26 protein-coding genes are annotated in these 22,163 nt (G+C 55.8%); 17 read left to right on the forward strand and 9 right to left on the reverse strand.

Annotated features, from left to right (window positions below; translation table 11 throughout):
* Position 1: 1 nt before the first annotated feature.
* From hflC to ACUTQW_RS12655, 8 genes are all read left to right on the forward strand, one after another.
* On the forward strand, positions 2 to 1,009 hold the full coding sequence (gene hflC / locus ACUTQW_RS12620) for a protease modulator HflC (RefSeq protein WP_004952713.1): 1,008 nt from the start codon (positions 2 to 4) through the stop codon (positions 1,007 to 1,009).
* Positions 1,010 to 1,072: 63 nt separating this feature from the next.
* Entirely contained in the window at positions 1,073 to 1,273 is a 201-nt protein-coding gene (locus ACUTQW_RS12625) for a DUF2065 domain-containing protein (protein ID WP_004952715.1), read from the forward strand.
* A 97-nt stretch (positions 1,274 to 1,370) separates the two neighbouring features.
* Positions 1,371 to 2,669, forward strand: a complete 1,299-nt coding sequence (locus ACUTQW_RS12630; RefSeq protein WP_004952718.1) for an adenylosuccinate synthase — start codon at positions 1,371 to 1,373, stop codon at positions 2,667 to 2,669.
* 233 nt (positions 2,670 to 2,902) lie between these two features.
* Entirely contained in the window at positions 2,903 to 3,328 is a 426-nt protein-coding gene (gene nsrR / locus ACUTQW_RS12635) for a nitric oxide-sensing transcriptional repressor NsrR (RefSeq protein ID WP_004952720.1), read from the forward strand.
* A 59-nt stretch (positions 3,329 to 3,387) separates the two neighbouring features.
* The gene (gene rnr, locus ACUTQW_RS12640; RefSeq protein ID WP_020438322.1) at positions 3,388 to 5,883 is read left to right on the forward strand and encodes a ribonuclease R; all 2,496 of its coding nucleotides are present in this window, start codon (positions 3,388 to 3,390) and stop codon (positions 5,881 to 5,883) included.
* 59 nt (positions 5,884 to 5,942) lie between these two features.
* Positions 5,943 to 6,674 carry a 23S rRNA (guanosine(2251)-2'-O)-methyltransferase RlmB gene (gene rlmB, locus ACUTQW_RS12645; protein WP_004952724.1) on the forward strand — a complete coding sequence of 244 codons (732 nt, stop codon included), beginning with the start codon at positions 5,943 to 5,945 and terminating at the stop codon, positions 6,672 to 6,674.
* 116 nt (positions 6,675 to 6,790) lie between these two features.
* A complete protein-coding gene (locus ACUTQW_RS12650) occupies positions 6,791 to 8,419 on the forward strand; it encodes an isovaleryl-CoA dehydrogenase (protein ID WP_006323242.1) in 1,629 nt (542 codons plus the stop codon).
* Positions 8,420 to 8,506: 87 nt separating this feature from the next.
* Positions 8,507 to 8,905, forward strand: coding sequence for a DUF350 domain-containing protein (locus ACUTQW_RS12655; protein WP_004952729.1), 399 nt, complete (start codon positions 8,507 to 8,509; stop codon positions 8,903 to 8,905).
* Here ACUTQW_RS12655 and ACUTQW_RS12660 read toward each other — a convergent pair.
* Together ACUTQW_RS12660 and bsmA are read right to left on the reverse strand one after the other, a co-directional pair.
* Entirely contained in the window at positions 8,902 to 9,177 is a 276-nt protein-coding gene (locus ACUTQW_RS12660; protein ID WP_006323243.1) for a YdgH/BhsA/McbA family protein, read from the reverse strand. The two genes, ACUTQW_RS12655 and ACUTQW_RS12660, sit on opposite strands and share 4 nt — an antisense overlap.
* 111 nt (positions 9,178 to 9,288) lie before the next feature.
* Positions 9,289 to 9,597: a biofilm peroxide resistance protein BsmA gene (bsmA, locus tag ACUTQW_RS12665; protein ID WP_004952733.1), complete on the reverse strand. Its 309-nt coding sequence runs from the start codon at positions 9,595 to 9,597 to the stop codon at positions 9,289 to 9,291.
* A 126-nt stretch (positions 9,598 to 9,723) separates the two neighbouring features.
* On the opposite strand from bsmA, the gene yjfP reads away from it, so the two are divergent.
* Positions 9,724 to 10,476: an esterase gene (yjfP, locus tag ACUTQW_RS12670; protein WP_004952737.1), complete on the forward strand. Its 753-nt coding sequence runs from the start codon at positions 9,724 to 9,726 to the stop codon at positions 10,474 to 10,476.
* Positions 10,477 to 10,589: 113 nt separating this feature from the next.
* Here yjfP and ACUTQW_RS12675 read toward each other — a convergent pair whose 3' ends face one another.
* Positions 10,590 to 10,856, reverse strand: a complete 267-nt coding sequence (locus ACUTQW_RS12675; RefSeq protein ID WP_004952740.1) for a YdgH/BhsA/McbA family protein — start codon at positions 10,854 to 10,856, stop codon at positions 10,590 to 10,592.
* Positions 10,857 to 11,313: 457 nt separating this feature from the next.
* Here ACUTQW_RS12675 and rpsF point away from each other — a divergent pair, with 457 nt between their 5' ends.
* The 5 genes from rpsF to ACUTQW_RS12700 all read left to right on the forward strand — a co-directional run bounded on the left by rpsF (position 11,314) and on the right by ACUTQW_RS12700 (position 13,246).
* On the forward strand, positions 11,314 to 11,712 hold the full coding sequence (gene rpsF / locus ACUTQW_RS12680; protein ID WP_004952743.1) for a 30S ribosomal protein S6: 399 nt from the start codon (positions 11,314 to 11,316) through the stop codon (positions 11,710 to 11,712).
* 8 nt (positions 11,713 to 11,720) lie between these two features.
* A complete protein-coding gene (priB, locus tag ACUTQW_RS12685; RefSeq protein ID WP_004952746.1) occupies positions 11,721 to 12,038 on the forward strand; it encodes a primosomal replication protein N in 318 nt (105 codons plus the stop codon).
* A 4-nt stretch (positions 12,039 to 12,042) separates the two neighbouring features.
* On the forward strand, positions 12,043 to 12,270 hold the full coding sequence (gene rpsR / locus ACUTQW_RS12690; protein WP_002210155.1) for a 30S ribosomal protein S18: 228 nt from the start codon (positions 12,043 to 12,045) through the stop codon (positions 12,268 to 12,270).
* 39 nt (positions 12,271 to 12,309) lie between these two features.
* On the forward strand, positions 12,310 to 12,762 hold the full coding sequence (rplI, locus tag ACUTQW_RS12695) for a 50S ribosomal protein L9 (protein ID WP_004952751.1): 453 nt from the start codon (positions 12,310 to 12,312) through the stop codon (positions 12,760 to 12,762).
* 109 nt (positions 12,763 to 12,871) lie between these two features.
* A complete protein-coding gene (locus tag ACUTQW_RS12700; protein ID WP_004952755.1) occupies positions 12,872 to 13,246 on the forward strand; it encodes a DUF488 domain-containing protein in 375 nt (124 codons plus the stop codon).
* Here the strand turns inward: ACUTQW_RS12700 and ACUTQW_RS12705 are convergent.
* Positions 13,228 to 13,893 (reverse strand): OapA family protein, encoded by a 666-nt coding sequence (locus ACUTQW_RS12705; RefSeq protein ID WP_006323246.1) that lies wholly within the window; start codon positions 13,891 to 13,893, stop codon positions 13,228 to 13,230. The genes ACUTQW_RS12700 and ACUTQW_RS12705 overlap by 19 nt on opposite strands.
* A gap of 288 nt (positions 13,894 to 14,181) precedes the next feature.
* Between ACUTQW_RS12705 and fklB the strand changes: the two genes are divergently transcribed.
* Positions 14,182 to 14,802, forward strand: coding sequence for an FKBP-type peptidyl-prolyl cis-trans isomerase (gene fklB / locus ACUTQW_RS12710; protein WP_004952760.1), 621 nt, complete (start codon positions 14,182 to 14,184; stop codon positions 14,800 to 14,802).
* Between the two features lie 43 nt (positions 14,803 to 14,845).
* Here fklB and ytfE read toward each other — a convergent pair whose 3' ends face one another.
* Together ytfE and ACUTQW_RS12720 are read right to left on the reverse strand one after the other, a co-directional pair.
* A complete protein-coding gene (ytfE, locus tag ACUTQW_RS12715; RefSeq protein ID WP_006323247.1) occupies positions 14,846 to 15,511 on the reverse strand; it encodes an iron-sulfur cluster repair protein YtfE in 666 nt (221 codons plus the stop codon).
* A gap of 120 nt (positions 15,512 to 15,631) precedes the next feature.
* On the reverse strand, positions 15,632 to 17,584 hold the full coding sequence (locus tag ACUTQW_RS12720) for a bifunctional 2',3'-cyclic-nucleotide 2'-phosphodiesterase/3'-nucleotidase (protein WP_006323248.1): 1,953 nt from the start codon (positions 17,582 to 17,584) through the stop codon (positions 15,632 to 15,634).
* 256 nt (positions 17,585 to 17,840) lie between these two features.
* Between ACUTQW_RS12720 and cysQ the strand changes: the two genes are divergently transcribed.
* Positions 17,841 to 18,581: a 3'(2'),5'-bisphosphate nucleotidase CysQ gene (gene cysQ / locus ACUTQW_RS12725; protein WP_006323249.1), complete on the forward strand. Its 741-nt coding sequence runs from the start codon at positions 17,841 to 17,843 to the stop codon at positions 18,579 to 18,581.
* A 1-nt stretch (position 18,582) separates the two neighbouring features.
* Here the strand turns inward: cysQ and ACUTQW_RS12730 are convergent, their stop codons facing one another.
* Complete coding sequence (locus tag ACUTQW_RS12730) at positions 18,583 to 19,137, reverse strand: YtfJ family protein (protein ID WP_006323250.1); 555 nt, start codon at positions 19,135 to 19,137, stop codon at positions 18,583 to 18,585.
* A gap of 325 nt (positions 19,138 to 19,462) precedes the next feature.
* Here ACUTQW_RS12730 and ACUTQW_RS12735 point away from each other — a divergent pair, with 325 nt between their 5' ends.
* The gene (locus ACUTQW_RS12735) at positions 19,463 to 19,669 is read left to right on the forward strand and encodes a DUF1107 domain-containing protein (protein ID WP_004952776.1); all 207 of its coding nucleotides are present in this window, start codon (positions 19,463 to 19,465) and stop codon (positions 19,667 to 19,669) included.
* A gap of 136 nt (positions 19,670 to 19,805) precedes the next feature.
* Here ACUTQW_RS12735 and ACUTQW_RS12740 read toward each other — a convergent pair whose 3' ends face one another.
* Positions 19,806 to 21,137 (reverse strand): hemolysin family protein, encoded by a 1,332-nt coding sequence (locus ACUTQW_RS12740; RefSeq protein ID WP_004952778.1) that lies wholly within the window; start codon positions 21,135 to 21,137, stop codon positions 19,806 to 19,808.
* 187 nt (positions 21,138 to 21,324) lie between these two features.
* Positions 21,325 to 21,966, reverse strand: a complete 642-nt coding sequence (gene msrA / locus ACUTQW_RS12745; protein WP_004952780.1) for a peptide-methionine (S)-S-oxide reductase MsrA — start codon at positions 21,964 to 21,966, stop codon at positions 21,325 to 21,327.
* Between the last annotated feature and the right edge of the window lie 197 nt (positions 21,967 to 22,163).

A 22,163-nucleotide genomic window follows, 5' to 3' on the forward strand; every position in this document is an offset into this window, starting at 1 on the left:
AATGCGTAAGTCTTTTATAGTTATCGTCCTTGCGGTGCTGGTGGCGCTGTACGCATCTCTGTTCGTGGTGCAGGAAGGCCAGCGTGGCATCGTGTTGCGTTTCGGCAAGGTACTGCGTGACAGCGACAACAAACCGCTGGTGTATGCGCCGGGTCTGCACTTCAAGATCCCGTTTATCGAATCAGTGAAAACGCTGGACGCGCGTATCCAGACCATGGACAACCAGGCTGACCGCTTCGTAACCAGCGAGAAGAAAGACCTGATCGTCGATTCTTACCTGAAATGGCGTATCAGCGATTTCAGCCGTTACTATCTGGCAACCGGCGGCGGTGACGTTTCGCAAGCCGAAGTGTTGTTGAAACGTAAATTCAGTGACCGTCTGCGTTCCGAGATTGGTCGTCTGGATGTGAAAGACATCGTGACCGACTCGCGCGGCAAGCTGATGTCTGACGTACGTGACGCGCTGAACACCGGTACCGTCGGTGATGGCGAAGAAGTGGTGACTACTGAAGCTGATGATGCCATTGCTTCCGCGGCGGCTCGCGTTGAGAAGGAAACCACCGGCAATCTGCCGAAGGTTAACCCGAACAGCATGGCTGCACTGGGTATTGAAGTGATCGACGTGCGTATCAAGCAGATCAACCTGCCGGCGGAAGTGTCTGACGCAATCTACCAGCGTATGCGCGCCGAGCGTGAAGCGGTAGCTCGTCGTCACCGTTCACAAGGCCAGGAAGAAGCTGAGAAGCTGCGCGCAACGGCGGACTACGAAGTGACCCGTACGTTGGCGGAAGCCGAGCGTACGGCGCGTATCACCCGTGGTGATGGCGATGCCGAAGCGGCCAAACTGTTTGCTGCCGCATTCAGCCAGGATCCGGACTTCTATGCCTTTATCCGTAGCCTGCGTGCTTATGAAACCAGTTTCAGCAGCAACAACCAGGACGTGATGGTACTGAGCCCGGACAGCGATTTCTTCCGCTACATGAAGTCGCCTGATTCCACGCGTAAGTAACAGCGACAGGTAAATTATTGGGGGCCCGTTTAATCGCGGGCCCTTTCTTTTTTGGGGTGAGGCATGAATTCAACGATTTGGCTGGCGCTTGGGCTGGTTTTGGTGCTGGAAGGGCTGGGGCCAATGCTGTTTCCACAGGCCTGGCGTAAAATGATACTGGCGATGACCCAGTTGCCTGACGCTACGCTGCGGCGATTTGGCGGTGGAATAGTGGTTGCGGGCTGCGTAATCTACTACATGTTGCGTAGCCGCGTGGGGGTTTAAAGTTTAGTCTAAAAAAGACGCAATCGTGTGCTGAAAGTGCTGAAAATCGAAAATTACGGTGGTAGAATCCATTTTTAAGCAACCGGTGATTTTGAAAATGGGTAAGAACGTCGTCGTACTGGGCACCCAATGGGGTGACGAAGGTAAGGGCAAGGTCGTAGACCTGCTGACTGAACGGGCTCAATATGTTGTGCGCTACCAAGGTGGCCATAACGCTGGCCACACTCTGGTTATTAACGGTGAGAAAACCGTCCTTCATTTAATTCCTTCAGGCATTTTGCGTGATAACGTGACCAGCATCATCGGCAACGGTGTAGTTCTGGCTCCAGACGCATTGATGAAAGAAATGGGTGAACTTGAAGCGCGCGGCATCCCGGTACGCGAACGTCTGTTACTGTCCGAAGCCTGCCCGCTGATCCTGCCTTATCACGTTGCGCTGGATAACGCGCGTGAGAAAGCGCGTGGTGCTAAAGCTATCGGCACCACCGGTCGCGGTATCGGTCCGGCTTACGAAGATAAAGTTGCCCGCCGCGGTCTGCGCGTTGGCGATCTGTTCAATAAAGAAACCTTCGCCGTTAAGCTGAAAGAAATCATCGATTACCATAACTTCCAGCTGGTTAACTACTACAAAGTCGAAGCCGTCGATTACCAGGCGACTCTGGATTACGTGCTGTCCATCGCCGATATCCTGACCGCAATGGTTGTTGACGTTTCCGAACTGCTGGACGGCGCGCGTAAGCGTGGCGATCTGATCATGTTCGAAGGCGCTCAGGGTACCCTGCTGGATATCGACCACGGTACTTATCCGTATGTAACTTCTTCCAATACCACTGCTGGCGGCGTTGCTACCGGTTCAGGTATTGGTCCGCGTTACGTGGACTACGTGCTGGGCATCGTTAAAGCCTACTCTACCCGTGTAGGTGCAGGTCCGTTCCCGACCGAACTGTTCGACGAAACCGGTGAATACCTGTGTAAACAAGGTAACGAGTTCGGTGCCACCACAGGCCGTCGTCGTCGTACCGGTTGGCTGGACGCCGTAGCGGTTCGCCGCGCAGTGCAGATCAACTCCCTGTCCGGCTTCTGCCTGACCAAGCTGGACGTGCTGGACGGCCTGAAAGAAGTGAAGATCTGCGTGGGTTACCGCATGCCTGACGGCCGCGAAATGGACACCACGCCGCTGGCTGCGGAAGGTTGGGAAGGCATTGAGCCAATCTACGAAACCCTGCCTGGCTGGAGCGATACCACTTTTGGCGTGAAAGAACACAGCAAACTGCCACAGGCGGCGCTGGACTACATCAAGCGTATTGAAGAATTGACTGGCGTACCGGTAGACATTATCTCTACTGGCCCAGATCGTAGCGAGACCATGATCCTGCGCGACCCGTTCGACGCATAATCCGGCTTTGCTACACCAAAACAAACCGGGCATGTCCCGGTTTGTTTTTATCATTATTCTCCCCGATTGCGGTTTCACGTCAAAAAATCCTTTCTTTAACCCGCTCCAGAGCCTGAGATACGCTAAATAATTAGCGGCGAACTCTCCGGCTGGTTTATTATCCAATAAGTAATCTTTTGAATAATGCCGAAAATCGGCTTGTAAGACGGGTAGAAAGAGACCCAGAGGTAGATGTGCAGTTAACAAGTTTTACTGATTACGGCCTGCGGGCGTTGATCTACATGGCCTCGCTGCCACCGGACAAAATGACCAGCATTTCGGAAGTTACCGAAGTCTATGGCGTGTCCCGTAACCATATGGTGAAGATCATCAATCAGTTAAGCCGGGTTGGGTTTGTGACCGCAGTGCGCGGAAAGAACGGTGGCATCCGTTTGGGCAAACCGGCCGAAACCATTCGCCTCGGCGACGTGGTAAGAGCGCTGGAGCCGCTCTCGTTGGTTAACTGCAACAGTGATTTTTGCCACATAACCCCTGCCTGCCGCCTGAAGCAGGTGCTGCACCAGGGCGTACAGAATTTCCTTGAAGAGCTGGATAGCCACACGCTGGCCGATATGGTCGAAGACAATCCACCCCTCTACAAGCTATTGCTTGTCGAATAAAGCGTCGCTGAGAAGACAAGGCTCAGCGGCACCCTGCTGATGACAACGGAGGAACCGCAATGTCACAAGATCCATTCCTGGAACGAGAAGCAGAAAAATATGAGTCCCCAATCCCGAGCCGTGAATTCATTCTGGCCCATCTGGCGAAAAGAGAAACGCCGGCCAGCCGCGAAGAGCTGGCCAAAGAGCTGGATTTAACCGGTGAAGAGGCGCTAGAAGCGTTGCGTCGTCGTCTGCGCGCGATGGAGCGTGACGGCCAATTGATATTTACTCGCCGCCAGTGCTATGCGCTGCCGGAACGTCTGGATCTGCTGCGCGGTACCGTAATCGGTCATCGCGACGGTTTTGGTTTCCTGCGTATTGAAGGCAGCAAAGACGACCTGTATTTGTCGGCTGAGCAGATGAAAATGGCGATCCACGGCGATGTGGTGCTGGCGCAAGCGATGGCTGCCGACCGTAAGGGCCGCCGTGAAGCGCGTATCGTGCGCGTTTTGGTGCCGAAAACCAGTCAAATCGTCGGCCGCTTCTTTATGGACGCGGGTACCGGCTTTGTGGTGCCGGACGACAGCCGTCTCAGCTTTGACATCCTGATCCCCGCCGAGGCCGTCAGCGGTGCGCGCATGGGCTTTATGGTGGTGGTTGAACTGACCCAACGCCCGACCCGTCGCACCAAGGCGGTAGGCAAGATTGTTGAGATCCTCGGCGATAAAATGGGCACCAGCATGGCGGTGGACATCGCACTGCGTACCCATGAGATCCCGCATGTCTGGCCGCCGCAGGTGGAAAAACAGGTTGCCGATCTCAGCGAGCAGGTACCCGAGGCCGCCAAGAAAGGCCGTGTCGACCTGCGTCAGCTGCCGCTGGTAACCATCGACGGCGAAGACGCGCGCGATTTCGATGACGCCGTCTACTGCGAGAAAAAACGCGGAGGCGGCTGGCGCCTGTGGGTAGCCATCGCCGATGTCAGCTACTACGTGCGCCCGCGTACCGCGCTGGATGACGAAGCGCGCAACCGTGGCACCTCGGTGTACTTCCCGTCGGAGGTTATCCCGATGCTGCCGGAAGTACTTTCCAACGGCCTGTGCTCGTTGAATCCGCAGGTTGATCGTCTGTGTATGGTGTGTGAGATGACCATCTCCGCCCAGGGCCGCCTGTCGACGTCCAAATTCTATGAAGCGGTGATGAGCTCCCACGCCCGCTTAACCTACAATAAAGTCTGGCACATTCTGCAGGGCGATGAGGAGCTGCGTGAGCATTATCACCCGCTGGTCAAGCACCTGCAGGAACTGCACACCATGTACAAGGTGTTGGATCAGGCGCGCGCAGAACGTGGCGGCATCGCCTTCGAAACCGAAGAAGCCAAGTTTATCTTCAACGCCGAACGCCGTATTGAGCGCGTTGAGCCAACGGTACGCAACGACGCGCACAAGCTGATCGAAGAGTGCATGATCATGGCGAACGTCGCCGCTGCACGTTTTGTCGAGAAGCATAACGAACCGGCACTGTTCCGCGTGCACGATCGCCCAAGCGACGATCACATTACCGCACTGCGCAGCGTGCTGGGTGAACTGGGTCTGACGCTGGGGGGCGGTAACAAGCCGCAGCCGAAGGACTACGCCACCCTGATGGATGAAGTGGCCGAACGCCCTGACCGCGAAATGCTGCAAACCATGCTGCTGCGTTCGATGAAACAGGCGATCTACGATCCGGAAAACCGCGGGCACTTTGGCCTGGCGCTGGCCTCTTATGGCCACTTTACCTCGCCAATTCGCCGCTATCCGGACCTGGCGCTGCACCGCGCGATCAAATATCTGCTGGCTAAAGAGCACGGCCAGCCGAAAGAGCGCTGGACGCCGACCGGCGGCTGGCACAGCGAGTTTGAAGAAATGCTGCAGCTCGGCGAACACTGCTCGATGACCGAACGCCGCGCTGATGAAGCGACGCGTAACGTTGCCGACTGGCTGAAATGCGACTTTATGCAGGATCACGTCGGTGAAGTGTTTAGCGGCATTATCGCCAGCGTAACCGGCTTCGGCTTCTTCGTGCGCCTGAACGATTTGTTCATCGACGGTCTGGTGCACGTCTCAACGCTGGATAACGATTATTATCGTTACGATAATATCGGCCAGCGCCTGATCGGCGAATCCTCGGGCATGGTTTATCGCTTGGGTGATACGGTGGAGATCCGTGTTGAAGCGGTGCATATGGACGAGCGCAAGATTGATTTTGCCCTGGTCTCCAGCACCCGCAAACCGCGCGGCGAAGGTAAAACCGAACGCGATCGCGCCAAGAACGGCGGCCAACGCACCTTGCGTGACGGTGCCGGTGCAGGCCGCGCTCCGGCATCGCAGCGCAACAAGCGCCGTGGTGGCAAGCCACCGGCCAACTTTGAGCCGGACAGCGCCTTCCGCAAAAAAGACGAAGCCAAACCGGCTGACCAGGTGAAGAAAGATAAAAAGGCGAAAGCCAAGAAAGCGTCTGACAAAACCCGGAAAATAGCGGCGGCCACCAAGGCCAAGCGCGCCGGCAAGAAGAAAGGTGCCGAGCAGGCTTAACCTGCCGCACGTTATTATCACCGGCAGGCATTTGCCCGCCGCACAGTAAAAAGAGCATCATGAGCGAAATTATTTACGGCATCCATGCCGTCAAAGCCCTGTTAGATAACGATCCGCAGCGCTTCCTGGAAGTGTTTATTCTGAAAGGGCGCGACGATCGCCGGCTGCAACCGCTGATCGCCGAGCTGGAAGCGACCGGCATTGTTATCCAGGTGGCGAACCGTCAGTGGCTGGATGAGAAAGTCGAGGGCGCAGTACATCAGGGCATCATCGCCCGAGTGCGCGAAGGGCGTCAGTATCAGGAAAACGATTTGCCTGGCCTGCTCGAAGGCATAGACACGCCATTCCTGCTGGTGCTGGACGGCGTGACCGACCCGCACAACCTCGGCGCCTGCCTGCGCAGCGCGGATGCGGCCGGCGTGCATGCGGTTATCGTCCCGCGCGATCGTTCCGCCCAGTTGAACGCCACCGCCAAGAAAGTGGCCTGCGGCGCGGCGGAAAATGTTCCGCTGATCCGCGTTACCAACCTGGCGCGTACCTTGCGTTTGCTGCAGGAAATGAACGTTTGGGTCGTCGGCACCGCCGGCGAAGCCGACCATACGCTGTTCCAAAGCAAAATGACCGGCCCGATGGCGTTGGTGATGGGGGCTGAAGGCGAAGGCATGCGCCGCCTGACCCGCGAACACTGCGATGAGCTGATCAGCATCCCGATGGCGGGGACGGTTTCTTCTCTGAACGTCTCTGTCGCCACCGGCATCTGTTTGTTCGAAGCGGTGCGTCAGCGTAGTTGATTTATCCACGGGGGCGCTTGCGCCTCCGTCAATTTCCCACCTTGTGATCCCACCTCCGGCAAAAATCCCCCTTGTGACCATAATTACTCCTGAAGCCTTTATCAGGGAGCAAGACGATGGTCTGGACAACGCATACCGTTTTCAATCAACCCAAGCCGCTGGGCAACAGCAATCTGTTCCTGTCTGATACGCCACTGCATGAGGCGATACAGCGCGAGCAGGCTGGTTGGGACACAGACGTACTGGCCTCGCTGGGCCAACAGCTGGGCACCCAGGAATCGCTGGAACTGGGGCGACTCGCCAACGCTAATCCTCCTGAACTGCTGCGTTATGATGCCACCGGGCAGCGCCTGGACGACGTTCGTTTCCATCCCGCCTGGCATATTTTGATGCAGGGGCTGATCGCCAACCGGGTGCATAACCTGCCGTGGCAGGAGGATGCCCGTATCGGTGCGTTCGTAGCGCGTGCTGCGCGCTTTGTGCTGCATGCACAGGTGGAAGCCGGCACCTTATGCCCAGTGACGATGACCTTTGGCGCTATTCCTCTGCTGCAACGTTTGCTGCCGTCAGAATTTCAATCCTGGCTGTCGCCGCTGCTTTCCGACCGCTACGATGCGCATTTGTCACCGGGTGGGCAAAAGCGCGGTTTGCTGATTGGTATGGGAATGACCGAAAAGCAGGGAGGATCCGACGTGCTGAGCAATACCACCACCGCCACCCCGTTAACGGCTCGCGGTTCTGGGGAAGCGTATCGGTTGGTGGGGCACAAATGGTTTTTCTCGGTGCCGCAAAGTGATGCGCATCTGGTGCTGGCGCAGACCGAAGGCGGCCTGTCCTGCTTCTTCCTGCCGCGTATTTTGCCCGACGGTACGCGCAATGCGATACGGCTGGAACGGCTGAAAGATAAGCTGGGCAACCGTTCCAACGCCAGCAGCGAGGTGGAGTTCCAGGATGCCACCGCCTGGCTGCTGGGTGAGGAAGGGGATGGTGTGCGGCATATTCTTAAAATGGGGGGGCTGACGCGCTTTGACTGCGCGCTGGGCAGCCACGGCTTGATGCGTCGCGCGTTATCGGTAGCCTTGTACCATACCCTGCAGCGGCAGGCATTTGGCAAAACGCTTATCGAGCACCCGATGATGCGTCAGGTATTGGGACGTATGGCGTTGCGGCTGGAAGGGCAGACGGCGGCGCTGATGCGCCTGGCTCGGGCTTATGACAGCGCCGACGATCCTCTTGAGCAGGCATTGTGTCGGGTGCTGACCCCGGCGGCGAAGTTTGAGGTCTGCCGACAAGGGATCCCTTTTGTGGGAGAGGCCATGGAGGCGCTGGGGGGCCTGGGTTACTGCGAAGAGAGCGAACTGCCGCGACTCTATCGTGAAATGCCGGTGAACAGCATCTGGGAAGGTTCCGGCAACATTATGTGCCTGGACGTGATGCGAGCCTGGGGAAGATTACCGGCAGTACAGGAAGCGCTGGAGCGTGAATTTGGTGAGGTGAAAGGGCAGAATCGACATTTTGACCTCCAGTGGCGACGCCTGAGCCAACTGATGCGTAAACCCCATGAAGAACAGGGGCGAGCGGTCACCAGCACGTTATTCAATTTGTTCGTGGCGGCACAGCTTCTGCGCTACAGTTCACCACCGTTGGCGGAAGCCTGGTGTCAAATGACGCTCGACGCCCGTGGCGAACGGATACTGCCCGATCGGTTGTGCGATATGCTGTTTGCCAGAGCGATGGGCGGCTAGGGAAAACAGTGGCGTCGCAACAGAAAAAGCTTTTTAATTCAGCACTTGGCCCGTAAGGGATACTGACCTCTGACCAGGAAACATGACATGGATATTCTCAGCGCATTGGCGGCATTCGCCTCTTACTTCTTCAGTGGCTTTGCCATGGTTCTGGTGTTCTTGTTTGTCTACACCCGCATTACGCCGCATGACGAATGGGCATTGATCAAGGCCGATAACCCGTCAGCCGCCATCGGGTTCGTCGGTGCCTGCCTGGGGTATGTGATCCCGCTGGCCAGCGCGGCGATCAACTCGATCAGCCTGCTGGACTACCTGCTGTGGGGCGTAGTGGCGCTGGTGGTGCAACTGTTGCTGTTCGCTGCGGTGAAAATCTACATGCCGCGCATCAGCGACAAGATTGAGTCCAATCATCTGGCCGCCGGGATTTTCCTGGGGGGCGTTTCGATCAGCGGCGGCGTGCTAAATGCGGCTTGCATGAGTTATTAAAGATAAAAAATCGCCGAGGCGCGCCAGCCGGGCTGATGCGCCTGTTCCTCCATCTGCAGAATACGGTAATAGCTTGCCCCATGCTCATCAGCCTTGCGGGCAATGACCTGTTCGACGTCCTGAGGCGAGCCGGAAAGATTATCCAGGGTGATTTGCGCAATTTCACTGAGCGGTGTGACACGGTCTGCGGGCGCCAGTTCGGCAGACTGGGCGCTGACAGTGAGCAGCCCCATAGAGAGCAGGAGGGTGGTGAGTGCGGCGGAGCGTTTCATGGCGTTCCCCTTCGTCGAACGACCGCAGATTGCGGCAGGTTGACCGCCAGTGTGCAATATCCAACTTCAGTCTGTGCAAAGCCATTGTAAATATGGTTAAAACGCCTCAGCTTACCGATACAGGATCGCCTGCGAATACCATTGGCCGGGAACGACGGTTTCGCTGTTCATGATGATCATGTAATAACGTGCGCCGCTGGCGTTGGCCTTCCTGTTGATCTCCGCTTCCACATCCATCGGGCTGCCGTAAACCAGGGCGCTGGTGGTGCCTATCTTCACCAACTCAGAAGTTTGCGCCCGGGTGATCTCCTGCGCCCGATCGGTAGGCGGCGGCGGGGCTTTGGGTGTCGTGGTCATGATACCGCAGGCGGAAAGCGATGCAGCCAGCGTCAGGGGGAGCAGCAGGCGGGAAAGTTTCATGGATACCTCTGGGAAACCGCTATCATGGCTTCAGTGTAACCCAATATAAAGTGGAACAGATTGAGCTAATGCTTTTAGCTCAAGTTTGCCATTATGAAGGCAACAGGTACGCAGAGGGAAAAACGGATGATTGAAATACATGACGAACGGGTGGGCGAGGTTGCGGTGATCCATGCTGTGCCGGCGGGGCAGTATCATCAGCCGCTGCCGACGGTGTTTTTCTACCATGGTTACACCTCGTCGAAAGAAGTGTACGCCTACTTTGCCTATGCGTTGGCCAGGGCGGGTTTTCGCGTGGTGCTGCCGGATGCCGATCTGCACGGCGAGCGCTTTGACGGTAATGAACAGCGGCGCTTGGCCAGCTTCTGGGAGATCCTCAAACGCAATATCGACGAACTGCCGGCGCTCAAAGCGCAGTTTGAGCAGCGTGGCCTGATTGCCGACGGGCGGATCGGCGTGGCCGGCGCCTCAATGGGTGGCATGACCACCTTGGGCTGTTTTGCGCGCTATCCGTGGGTTAACGCGGCTGCCAGCCTGATGGGGAGCGGTTATTACACCTCGTTGGCCCAGACGCTGTTTCCGCCGTTGGATGAACAGGGCAACCTGTTGACGGCCGCCGGTTTTGCGGCGCGCATCGCCGTTCTGGCGGATTACGGCCTGGAGTATCAGTTGGAAAAGGTTACCGATCGCCCGCTGCTGCTGTGGCACGGCGAGACGGACGATGTGGTGCCGGCGGCGGAAAGCCTGCGCCTGGCGACCGAACTGCGCCAGAGTGGCTGGGATCGTCAACTGACGTTTATTACCGAGCCGGGCGTCAAGCACCGCATCACGCCGTTGGCGTTGTCCGCGACTGCGGATTTTTTCCGCCGCGTGCTGTAAAAAAAAGCCCCCTGAAAAATAGGGGGCAAGGTATTTCGGTTCAGCGAGAGAGTCGCCTGTTCTCATTTTCCGCTTGTTGGCGCGGCTTCGTTCCCTGGCATTGCATTTTTCGCTTAGCGATACAGCTCGGCGCTGACGTGAATGGTGCTGTTGCTGTCCGGCTCATGCAGGGCAATGATGCGGTAGGCGGTGGCACCCCGCTGGTCGGCTATTTTGCTCACCTGGCTGGTGGCGTCATCCGGCGATACCACGTTCTGGTTTAGAGTTACGAAACCGACGCTCTGGCGCTGGTCGGCCTCATGCGAAGTGATTTCGGTGGCGGCCATGACGTTGGCGGAAAACAGTAAAGCAATGGCGGTGGCGATGGTAATGCGTTTCATATTTGCCTCTCTTAACCGTTTGCTTCAACGGCCTGACAGCGGGTGCCAGTGCAGCAAAAAGTTATTTATATACATTGAATAACTTCAAATCTTTTTCGTCGCGCTGTCTGCGGCGGATAAGTACAATTTTAGACCTTCCGGCCGGATTAAAAAGTGTGTGGTTTTGATAGCCTCTTTCAAAAAAAATGAATAAAATTTACGCGTCGATGATGATTTTATTGAAAGATTTTTGGAACTGATGGATCTGCATACATAGGTTCCGCAGAGAGCAAATCGTGCTATTTTTGAATCAGCCCCGCATTACCGATAATAAACCCCACGCTGTCCTTGAGTTTTTCAACCTCCGCAAGTATGATTACGCGTCATTTTTTCAGCCGTACACACATACACGTTCCTTGCTTCCATGGGCCACGGTTGACCCTGACAGGAGGCTGAATAATCCGTAAGGAGCAATTCGATGCGTCATTACGAAATCGTTTTTATGGTCCACCCTGACCAAAGCGAACAGGTTCCGGGCATGATCGAGCGTTACAGTGCTACCATCACTAACGCTGCCGGTCAGATTCACCGTCTGGAAGACTGGGGCCGCCGTCAACTGGCTTACCCGATCAACAAACTGCACAAAGCTCACTACGTTCTGCTGAACGTTGAAGCTCCGCAGGAAGCGATCGATGAGCTGGAAACAAACTTCCGCTTCAACGACGCCGTTATCCGCAGCATGGTTATGCGCGTTAAGCACGCGGTAACTGAAGCATCTCCGATGGTTAAAGCGAAAGACGAACGTCGTGGCGATCGCCGCGAAGACTTCGCTAACGAAACCTCAGATGATGCAGATGCTGGGGATTCTGAAGAGTAATTGCTGCTGTGACGTCTAATCGTCTGGTTTTGTCGGGCACTGTGTGCAAGGCACCGGTTCGAAAGGTGAGTCCTTCCGGGATCCCCCACTGCCAATTTGTGCTAGAGCACCGTTCGCAGCAGGTTGAAGCCGGATTCAGCAGACAAGCATGGTGCCGAATGCCCGTGGTTGTCAGTGGACAACAGTCACAAGCACTAACTCAAAGATTAACGGTCGGCAGTCAGATAACCGTGCAAGGCTTCGTAAGTTGCCATCAAGGGCGCAACGGGCTGAACAAACTGGTTCTGCATGCCGAGCAGATTGAATTGATAGATTCTGGAGACTAGCCTAATGGCACGTTATTTCCGTCGTCGCAAGTTCTGCCGTTTCACAGCGGAAGGCGTTGTTGAGATTGATTACAAAGATATCGCAACGTTGAAAAACTACATTACCGAAAGCGGTAAAATTGTCCCGAGCCGTATCACCGGTACTCGTGCAAAATACCAGCGTCAGCTGGCTCGCTGCATCAAGCGTGCTCGCTACCTGTCCCTGCTGCCATATACTGATCGTCATCAGTAATCGGCCGCTGTCTATTAACGACTTTAAGAGGATAAGGTAATGCAAGTTATTCTGCTTGATAAAGTAGCAAACCTGGGCAGCCTGGGTGATCAGGTTAACGTTAAAGCGGGCTACGCCCGTAACTTCTTGGTACCACAGGGCAAAGCTGTTCCTGCTACCAAGAAAAACGTAGAGTTCTTCGAAGCACGTCGTGCTGAACTGGAAGCCAAACTGGCTAACGTTCTGGCTGCTGCCGAAGCTCGCGCAACCAAGATCAACGAACTGGGTTCAGTAACCATCGCGTCTAAATCAGGCGACGAAGGCAAACTGTTCGGCTCTATCGGCACCCGCGACATCGCTGACGCAGTTACTGCGGCAGGCGTTGAAGTTGCCAAGAGCGAAGTTCGTCTGCCGAACGGCGTTCTGCGTACCACTGGTGAACATGAAGTTGAGTTCCAGGTACACAGCGACGTGTTCGCTAAGCTGAATGTAGTTGTGGTTGCAGAAGCTTAATCGCTCCTGCCGGCCAAGTTAAAACGCCAGCCTTGTGCTGGCGTTTTGCTTTTCTGCGCCCGGTAAAACGCGCTACCCTGCGATTACCCCTGGTGAGGAGAGGCAGTAAATGGCCGATATCAATTTACAGCGCGTGTATGACTTTACCGGTCCTGCGCCGGAGAACTGCTACCTGATTGATCGGCTGTGGCCGCGCGGGGTTAGCAAGGAACGGTTGCTGGGCGTGCAGTGGCTGAAACAGGTTGCGCCGGATAACGCACTGCGACAGTGGTTTCATCAACACGTCGATCAGTGGGAAGAGTTTGAACGCCGCTACCGATTGCAACTGGCGGAAAACGAAGCCTGGCAGCCGCTGGTGACGTTATTGCGGCAGGGGCAGGCCTTGACCTTGCTGTACGGCAGTAAAGACACACAGCACAACCAGGGCGTTGTACTGCGTGACTTCCTGTTGGCTCAACTGGCGGATTACCGCTCGCGGCGATAGCCGCCGTCGGCCTGACGGCGGAACAGGGCCTGGGTATTGTCTGCGGTGGTGACCGACAGCGCGGTAATCACGCCGTTGGCATCACGTTCGATACGCACTTCCTGACCTACCTTCATGTTGCTGAGCGGTTTGTCGCTCCCTTCCACTTGCGCCATGGCGAAGACTTCGTTCACCGGCAGGCTGTTATCGCGAAATAGCTGCGCCAGCGTTTGGCCAGGCTGGATCTGATAGCGTTGCCAATTGCCCTCAGGTTCCGGTTCGGCCGCTTGCTGCTGGCCATTATCTTGCAGATCGGCCTGCAGCGGTATGCCGCTGCCCTGCTGGGTGACCGGGAATGGCTGCTTCTCTGACGAGTAAGGCCATAACAGCGCCAACAGCAGAATCACGCCGAAGATAAGGGTCCAGCGACGATGGAAATAGGGCAGCGGTTCCATCCAGCCGAAGCTGTCCGGCAGGTGCCAGATCTTCAGCAGTAACGCTTTTATTCCCTGTCCTTTGCCGTTTACCGGCGGTTGCTCTGAATCCGGATCTTCTGCCGCCTCTGGCGCAGGGCCAGGTTTCAGGCGCTGGCTGAAGTTCAGCCAGGTGCGCAGCAACGGCTGGTAGATACGGGTGGTTTTCCTTCTCCTGGGCGAGATTCTGCCCATGGTGACCTCTCTTCAACTGCGTAAAAATGCCACAGTACAACATGGTGTACCGCCGGCCCGATTTCCTGCTTTCAGTATAGTCCGCTAACTGTTTGAAGTGAAAGGCAGCAGCAATTCAATGGCTGTCGCGGCAGGCGATGAGCCTGGGATCGCGGGAACGGGCGTTAACAGGGGGCCATTGTTTCTTTTTCTACGACAAAAGTCATCATTCTCCACACAAGATTTTACCCGGCTTTCCGGCACTGTTATGCTGCGCCTTCGACTTTTTACAGACTAAAGGAAAACCCCATGACAACCCCTTCTTTTGACAGCGTTGAAGCGCAAGCAAGTTACGGGATTGGTTTACAGGTCGGCCAGCAGTTGCAAGAGTCCGGTCTGGAAGGTTTACAACCGGAAGCTTTGCTGGCAGGTTTGCGCGACGCGCTGGAAGGGAATGCCCCGGCGGTTCCGGTAGACGTAGTGCACCGTGCGCTGCGTGAAATCCACGAGCGTGCGGATGCCGTACGTCGTGAACGCCAGCAGGCGATGGCCGTTGAAGGTCAGCAGTTCCTGGAAGACAACGCCAAGCGTGACGAAGTGACGCTGACCGAATCCGGCCTGCAGTTCTCCGTGCTGGAGCAGGGCAATGGCCCAATCCCGTCCCGTCAGGATCGCGTGCGCGTGCATTACACCGGTCGTCTGATTAACGGCGACGTGTTCGACAGCTCCGTAGAGCGCGGCCAACCGGCAGAATTCCCGGTTAGCGGCGTGATCCCAGGTTGGATCGAAGCGCTGACCCTGATGCCGGTCGGCTCCAAATGGCAGCTGTATATCCCGCACGATCTGGCCTACGGCGAGCGCGGAGCCGGCGCATCCATCCCGCCATTCAGCGCGCTGGTGTTTGACGTCGAGCTGTTGGAAATTCTGTAATTCAATAACAGATTTTTCTGGGCGCCTTAATGGCGCCCTTGTTTTATGCGCCGCTCAGCGCACGCGGAAACAGCAGGTTGTTCTCCAGATTGATGTGTTCCATCAGGTCGTCGATGAACTCGTCGATGCCGCCATACAGCGCCTGCCAGGTATTGCATGCCCCTTCCGGTGGCGTCACGTTATGGGTGAGGAATTTCACCACCTCAAGCTGTTCGCCCGCTTCGTCATGCTCATGCTCCATCACCGAGATCGGCCCGGCGGCCTGGCGCCCCATGCCCTGTTTGATCATCGGGAACAGGATCTGCTCTTCTTTCATCATGTGGTTTTCCAAATCCAGCCGGATCAGGTTCAGCTGTTTAGCCAGGCCGCGCGGGCAGGTGGGTTTATCTGCATGTACCCGCTCAACCTTTTCTGCCATCAGCACCAGTTCGGCCAACTGTTCACGGTGCCGTTGATGGAAGCGCGGCAGAATGTGGTCAATCACTTCGCTGAGCGGCGCAGTGCGCCAGTCGCGGGTTTGTTCCGGTTTGGCGGCGAGGGCGGCCAGCTCGGTTTCCAGCCGAGCGATATCCAGCCCTCTGCGCTCGGCGGCGCGTTGCAGCGTTTGCTTGCCACCACAGCAATAATCCAGATCGTTCAGACGAAACAGGCGGGATGCCCGGGGAATGGCGATGGCGAGTGCGCCTAGGGATTGATTGCGATAATCCATGGTAGTGCCTCTTTAAATGAAGGAATTCTATAACATGTATTTTAAATGCAATTTAAAGGGCGCGCCAGAGAGAAAAAGGGGTAGGTAGCCGAGGGACGGTATTTCCCCCCGGCCTGGTGCTTATTTACTGCTCAAATCGATCTGATAAACCGCAAAACCTATGCTGTCCGTACCCTCAGCCTTCATCGGGTACTGCGCATGCGTTTTGATAAACGCCGTGGCTTTCTCACTGGGTGACGTTTCGAAGCGGATATCCAGCGGCTGTGCACTGCTGAACGTCGCCAGGCGCCAGTTATTGTCCACCTGTGGCCGTACCGCGCCGTGTTTTTTAGTCTCGGCACCGATATACGCCGCCAATACTGAACGGTTTTCGTCCGGCGACGCGAAGGCGATGTGCTTGTCGCCGGTGCCGGCAAACTTGCCGCCGTAAGCGCGGTAGTTATTGGTGGCAACCAGGAAAGTGGCGTTCGGATCGATCGGCTTGCCCTTGAACGTCAGCTGCCTGATGCGTTCCGCCTTGTCATTGATCAACTGGCATTCGCCGTCGTAGCGCGCCGGTTGGCTGACGTCGATCTGGTAATTCACACCGTCAATCACGTCGAAGTTATAGGTGCGGAAGCCGTCCCAGTTAATCAGGCCTTGTGGTTTGTTGCTGGAGACGTCGATCTGCTTGAACTGCCCGGCCGAGCATTCCAACCATTCCTTCACCTCTTTGCCACTGGCTTTCACCACCACCAGCGTGTTGGGGTAGAGATAGAGATCGGAAGCGTTGCGGAAGGTGAGCTGGCCTTTTTCCACTTCCACGAAGCTGGCCGGGTCATTTTTGCGCCCGCCGACTTTAAACGGCGCTGCGGCTGACAACACCGGCAGGTCGGCCAGATCCGGATCGCCTTGAATGTAGTGTTCAACATAGGCCTTCTGCGCATTGTTGACGATCTGCACCGTCGGATCGTCTTGCACCAGCGCCAGATAGCTGTACATGTTGTCGTCAGACTTGCCGACCGGTTGGCTGACGAAGTCTCGCGTGCCTTTATGATCTTCTGCCAGCACTTTTACCAGCGCAGCGTCTTCCGCCGCCAGCGATTTCTTGTTTTCTTTGTCGTAGATCGGCCGCGCTTCCGCTTTGGCGGAGGCCACTTTCCAACTGCCGGAGTCGTTGTTCAGTTGCAGATCTACCACGCCGAGGTGATCGCCCCATTGGCCCGGCATGACTGCCGGTATGCCATTCAGCAGACCTTTTTCAATATCTGCGCCTTTGATAGCGGCGAAGTCCTTGCTCGGGAATACCGCGTGGGCATGGCCGAACATGATGGCATCAATGCCCGGTACCTGGCTGAGGTAGTACACCGAATTCTCCGCCATGGCCTTATAGGGTTCGCTGGAAAGGCCGGAGTGCGGGATTGCCACCACCAGGTCGGCACCCTGTTTGCGCATTTCAGGCACGTAGCGTTTGGCGGTTTCGGTAATGTCATTAACCGTCACCTTGCCTTGCAGATTGGCCTTATCCCACACCAGAATTTGCGGGGGGACGAAGCCGATATAGCCGATGCGTAAAGTATGTTCCTTGCCGTCACGGTCTTTTACCGGCGTATCGACGATAATATAAGGTGTGAATAGCGGTTTTTGAGTTTTAGCGTCGATCACGTTGGCGTTGATATACGGGAATTTGGCGCCGGCAATGGCGTTTTTCAGGTAGTCCAGCCCGTAGTTGAATTCATGGTTGCCGATATTGCCGACCACGTAATTCAGCGTATTCATCGCCTTGTAGACCGGGTGTACGTCACCCGGTTTGAGCCCCTTGGCCGCCATATAGTCGCCCAGCGGGCTGCCCTGAATAATATCGCCGTTGTCCACCAGCACCGCATTGGTGGCCTGCTGACGCGCCTGCTCGATCAGGCTTGCGGTGCGCACCAGACCGAATTTATCGGTCGGTTTATCCTTGTAGTAATCGAAGTCCATCATGTTGCTGTGCAGGTCGGTGGTTTCCAGTACGCGCAGATCGACCGTTGCCGCCTGCGTTGAGGCGCAAACCAGCATAGCGAGGGCGGACAACGTCAGCGGACGCTTCATCATTTTTGGCTTTCTCCATTCCATTTTTCGAGTTTTATCGCAGAGGGACATGTAATTAACATTGGTTGTCTCACCAAACTGTGAAGTGTGGCAGAAAATTGGCCGAGGTTACGCAGGAAATGTCATAGTTGTGACGGCAAAGACTTGAATAAATACCGATGGTTAAACCGTTGTGATGGATATTCCATGCAAAAAAAACTAGGCTGCTAGCAATGAGGAAGGGGAAATGACCCATGGAACTGCATATCTGAGGTGAATGATGTTAGAGCAAATTTGCCAACTGTCCCGCGAGGCGGGGGCGGCAATCATGGCGGTGTATGACGGTGAACAACCGCTTGATGTCGCGCAGAAAAAAGATGATTCACCGGTGACGGCGGCCGATCTGGCGGCGCATCATATTATCAAACGCGGGCTGGCGGCGTTAACGCCGGACGTGCCGCTGCTGTCGGAGGAAGATCCGCCGGCCTGGGAGGTGCGTCGGAACTGGACGCGTTATTGGCTGGTCGATCCGCTGGACGGCACCAAGGAATTCCTCAACCGCAACGGTGAGTTTACGGTCAACATCGCGCTGATTGAAGACGGCCAGGCGGTAATGGGCGTGGTTTACGCTCCGGCGATCGACGTGCTGTACCTGGCCGAGCGCGGTAAAGCCTGGAAAGAAGAGAAAGGGCAACGCCAGGCGATCAGCGTCAGCAATGCTCATCCGCCGCTGGTGGTGGTAAGCCGCTCCCACAGCGACGAAGAATTGAAGGATTACCTGAACCAACTGGGTGAACATCAGACTGTTTCTGTCGGATCTTCGTTGAAGTTCTGCCTGGTGGCGGAAGGAAAGGCACAGCTCTATCCGCGTTTTGGGCCGACCAATATCTGGGATACCGCCGCCGGCCATGCCGTCGCGGTGGCCGCCGGGGCGCAGATCCACGACTGGCAGGGGCAGCCTTTGCTTTATGCCCCGCGTGAATCTTTCCTCAACCCCGGCTTCCGGGTTTCGCTGTTCTGATTCAGTTCAGGAGTTGGTGCAGTTGGGTCATGACCTGCTGCACCTCTTCCGGCGTCAGCGCGCCGTCTTTGGCGAATTGGATCTTGCCCTGTTTATCCAGCACCACAATGGCCGATCCTTTCGGCTGTAGATCCCAGGCTTTGCGAACGTTACCGTTGCTGTCGACCACAAACTGCGACCACGGAAACTCTTTCTTGCTGTCCTCAATGCTGTTGCGAACAAACATCGCGGTGCCGAGCAGGGCGTCGTCGGTATTGACTATTGTCGTCGTTTGGTAACGTTCGTGCGGTAGCTTAGCTTTTTTAATCGCTTCTATCAGTGGGTCGTTCATGTCCTTGGCGGAGCTGCGGCCGGCAATATGCTGGATCACTCGCACTTTCCCACTGAGCTGCGCGCTATTCCAGTTTTTATAGCTAAACTTATCATTAGCGTAATTTAACTCTCCCTTATCGCTGACGCCGACCGGCGCGACGCGTTGCTGGAGCTGGAAGTTGTGCGCAGAGGCCAAAAGGGGAGCAAACAGCAGGGATACAATGAGCATGCTACTTTTTTTCATGCCTTCTCCTTGGAAGGGGACGGTGCCGACAGCACCCAACAGCCTAAAGCATAGGTGGTGATCGGAGGTCTGTCCTGTTAGCCGGATCGCAGTTTTTTCTTTTGGGGGGTAATACCTTTATTTTGAAGGGATATACTGAGAAAGTTATATATTATCATATACAATTCTGTCAAAAAGTGTAAATCCAGTGAAGATGACCGAGCGGAAGTGAACGATATGGTCTTTACTAGGTCTACTACATGGCAATCAAGTTGCGTTCTTACTTTAGAGGCTACCACCTTGGCGGCTCGCTGAGCGCATGGACCAAACGGAGGAGAGTAAAAGAATGAGAATCTTCCAGCGTTATAACCCATTGAAAGTGGCGAAGTACGTAAAGACCCTGTTTCGTGGCCGGCTGTATATCAAAGATGTAGGCGCGTTTGAGTTCGACGAAGGGAAAATCCTGATACCGAAAATTCGTGACAGACGCCACTTCAGTGTGATGTCAGAGGTGAACCGGCAGGTGTTGTTGCTGCAATCTGAGATGGGTTAATGCGCTATACCCGTCGTGTTTCAAGCGGCAGCGTTGTTTTCTGCAATTTGAAATTCATAGGGTAAATTTTGTGTATCTGCAAAAGCCCCAATTATCGCGGCCCCGATGGGGCCGCTGACGTTTTTGCCGGCAGGGGTCAGGCTGGGGAGTTGTCCCCCGGCGCTTTTGGCAGCACCGCGGCAGGTTTGTCGCTCAACCGGGTCACCAGCAGCTGATCAATCTTGTAGCTGTCGATGTCCACCACCTCAAATTTATAACCGGCGTACTTAACGAAGTCAGTGCGTTTCGGGATCTTGCGCAGCATGTACATCATAAAGCCGCCAATGGTTTCGTAGTTGCCCGCCTGCGGGAACTCGTCAATGTGCAGCACGCGCATCACATCTTCGATCGGCGTGCCGCCCTCAATCAGCCATGAACTTTCGTCACGCGCCACGATCTGCTCTTCCTGGCCCTGGCCCACCAGATCGCCCATCAGCGTGGTCATTACGTCATTCAGCGTAATGATGCCCACCACCAACGCATACTCATTGAGAATAACGGCAAAGTCCTCGCCGGCAGTTTTAAAGCTTTCAAGCGCTTCAGACAGCGTCAGGGTGTCGGGTACGATCAGCGCCGCGCGGATCTGTACGCCGCTGCTCAGTACCAGGCTCTGGTTGCCCAGCACGCGGTTCAGCAGGTCTTTGGAGTCGACGTAGCCAACCACCTGATCGATGTTGCCATCGCACACCAGAAACTTGGAGTGCGGGTGGGTCGAGACCTTCTGAATGATGCTTTCTTCGCTCTCGCGCAGATCGAAGTAAACCACGCTTTCACGCGAGGTCATCGAAGAGGGAACGGTACGCGATTCCAGCTCGAACACGTTTTCGATCAGTTCATGTTCCTGTTTACGCAGCACGCCCGCCAGGGCGCCGGCTTCCACCACCGCATAAATGTCATCGGAGGTGATGTCGTCTTTACGTACCATCGGCAGCTTGAACAGGCGGAAGATCAGGTTTGCCATGCCGTTGAAGAACCACACCAGCGGCCGGAAAAGCATGATTGAGAAACGCATCGGGTTGATGATCCGGACGGCGAACGTCTCTGGTGCAATCATACCGATGCGCTTCGGGGTCAAATCTGCGAACAGGATAAACAGGCTGGTCACCAACACGAACGAACAGATAAAGCTAACCTGCTCCGCCAGTTCCGGTGACAGAAAGCGATCGAACAGCAGTTTGAACGTCGGAGAAAAAGCCGCATCGCCCACGATACCGCCGAGGATGGCCACGGCGTTCAGGCCAATTTGCACTACGGTAAAATACAGGCCCGGCGTTTCCTGCAGTTTGAGCACCTTGGCGGCGTTGACGTTACCTTCGTCAGCCATCATTTTCAGTTTAATCTTGCGTGATGCAGCCAGAGATATTTCCGACAGTGAGAAAAACGCACTCACGGCGATCAGAAAAAGAATCAGTAAAATACTGTTTAACATATTCTATCCATACGTGCCGACGGGATGACGGCGCTCTTGAGGAAGGGTCGTACCTTGTAAAAAAAGAATTGTAGGGGGCCGCATATCGCGCCCGCCAGAGCTTTATCAAAAAGCAGGGCCGCAAATGCGACCCAGCACAGTATAGCAGCAGCCCCACAGGGGCCGCCAGCGGTTAAAAAATAGTAGGTTAGCCCTGTGGCGGCAGACAAACGCCGATCCCGCCCAGGCCGCAATAGCCCTCAGGATTTTTATACAGATATTGCTGATGGTCGTCTTCGGCATAGTAGAACGGCAGCGCCGGCGTCACTTCGGTGGTGATGGCGCGCTTGTCGCCGGCTTCATCCATCGCCTGCTGGAAACGTTGCCGGCTGCTTTCGGCTTCAAGCTGCTGTTCCGGCGTCAGCGTGTAAATCGCCGAGCGGTACTGGGTACCGACGTCGCCGCCCTGACGCATGCCCTGCGCCGGGTCGTGGTTCTCCCAGAACACCTGCAGCAGTTGCTTATAGCTGACGATTTTCGGGTCAAACACCACGCGCACCACTTCGGTATGGCCGGTCTGGCCGCTGCACACTTCGCGGTAGGTCGGGTTTGGCGTGTAGCCGCCGCTGTAGCCTGCGGCGGTGCTGTAGACGCCCTGTTGTTGCCAGAACAGGCGCTCGACGCCCCAGAAGCACCCCATGGCGAAGATTGCCACTTCCATGCCATCCGGGACGTGAGTCATCGAATGATCGGTAACCACGTTGAGCGTCGCAACAGGCATCGGCGTCGTGCGGCCAGGCAGTGCGTTCGCCTTGTCGACGGTTTGGGTTTTATCAAAAAATGGCACCACGGTTGACTCCTGTTGTCACAGTAAGAATTGGCCCAAGACGCAGCGGTTCGGTTGTATCTAACCGCAACTTTGCTCACAATAAGCTGCCTATTGAGGTATAAGTGTAAGCTTAACGCAGTATTTTGAGCGCCAAAAGAGAAGAATGCGCTTGTTTACGGCGACAGTAAAACGGTAACACGCGGCGTCTGGAATAACGC

It is taken from the genome of Serratia sp. TSA_7 (assembly GCF_052692135.1).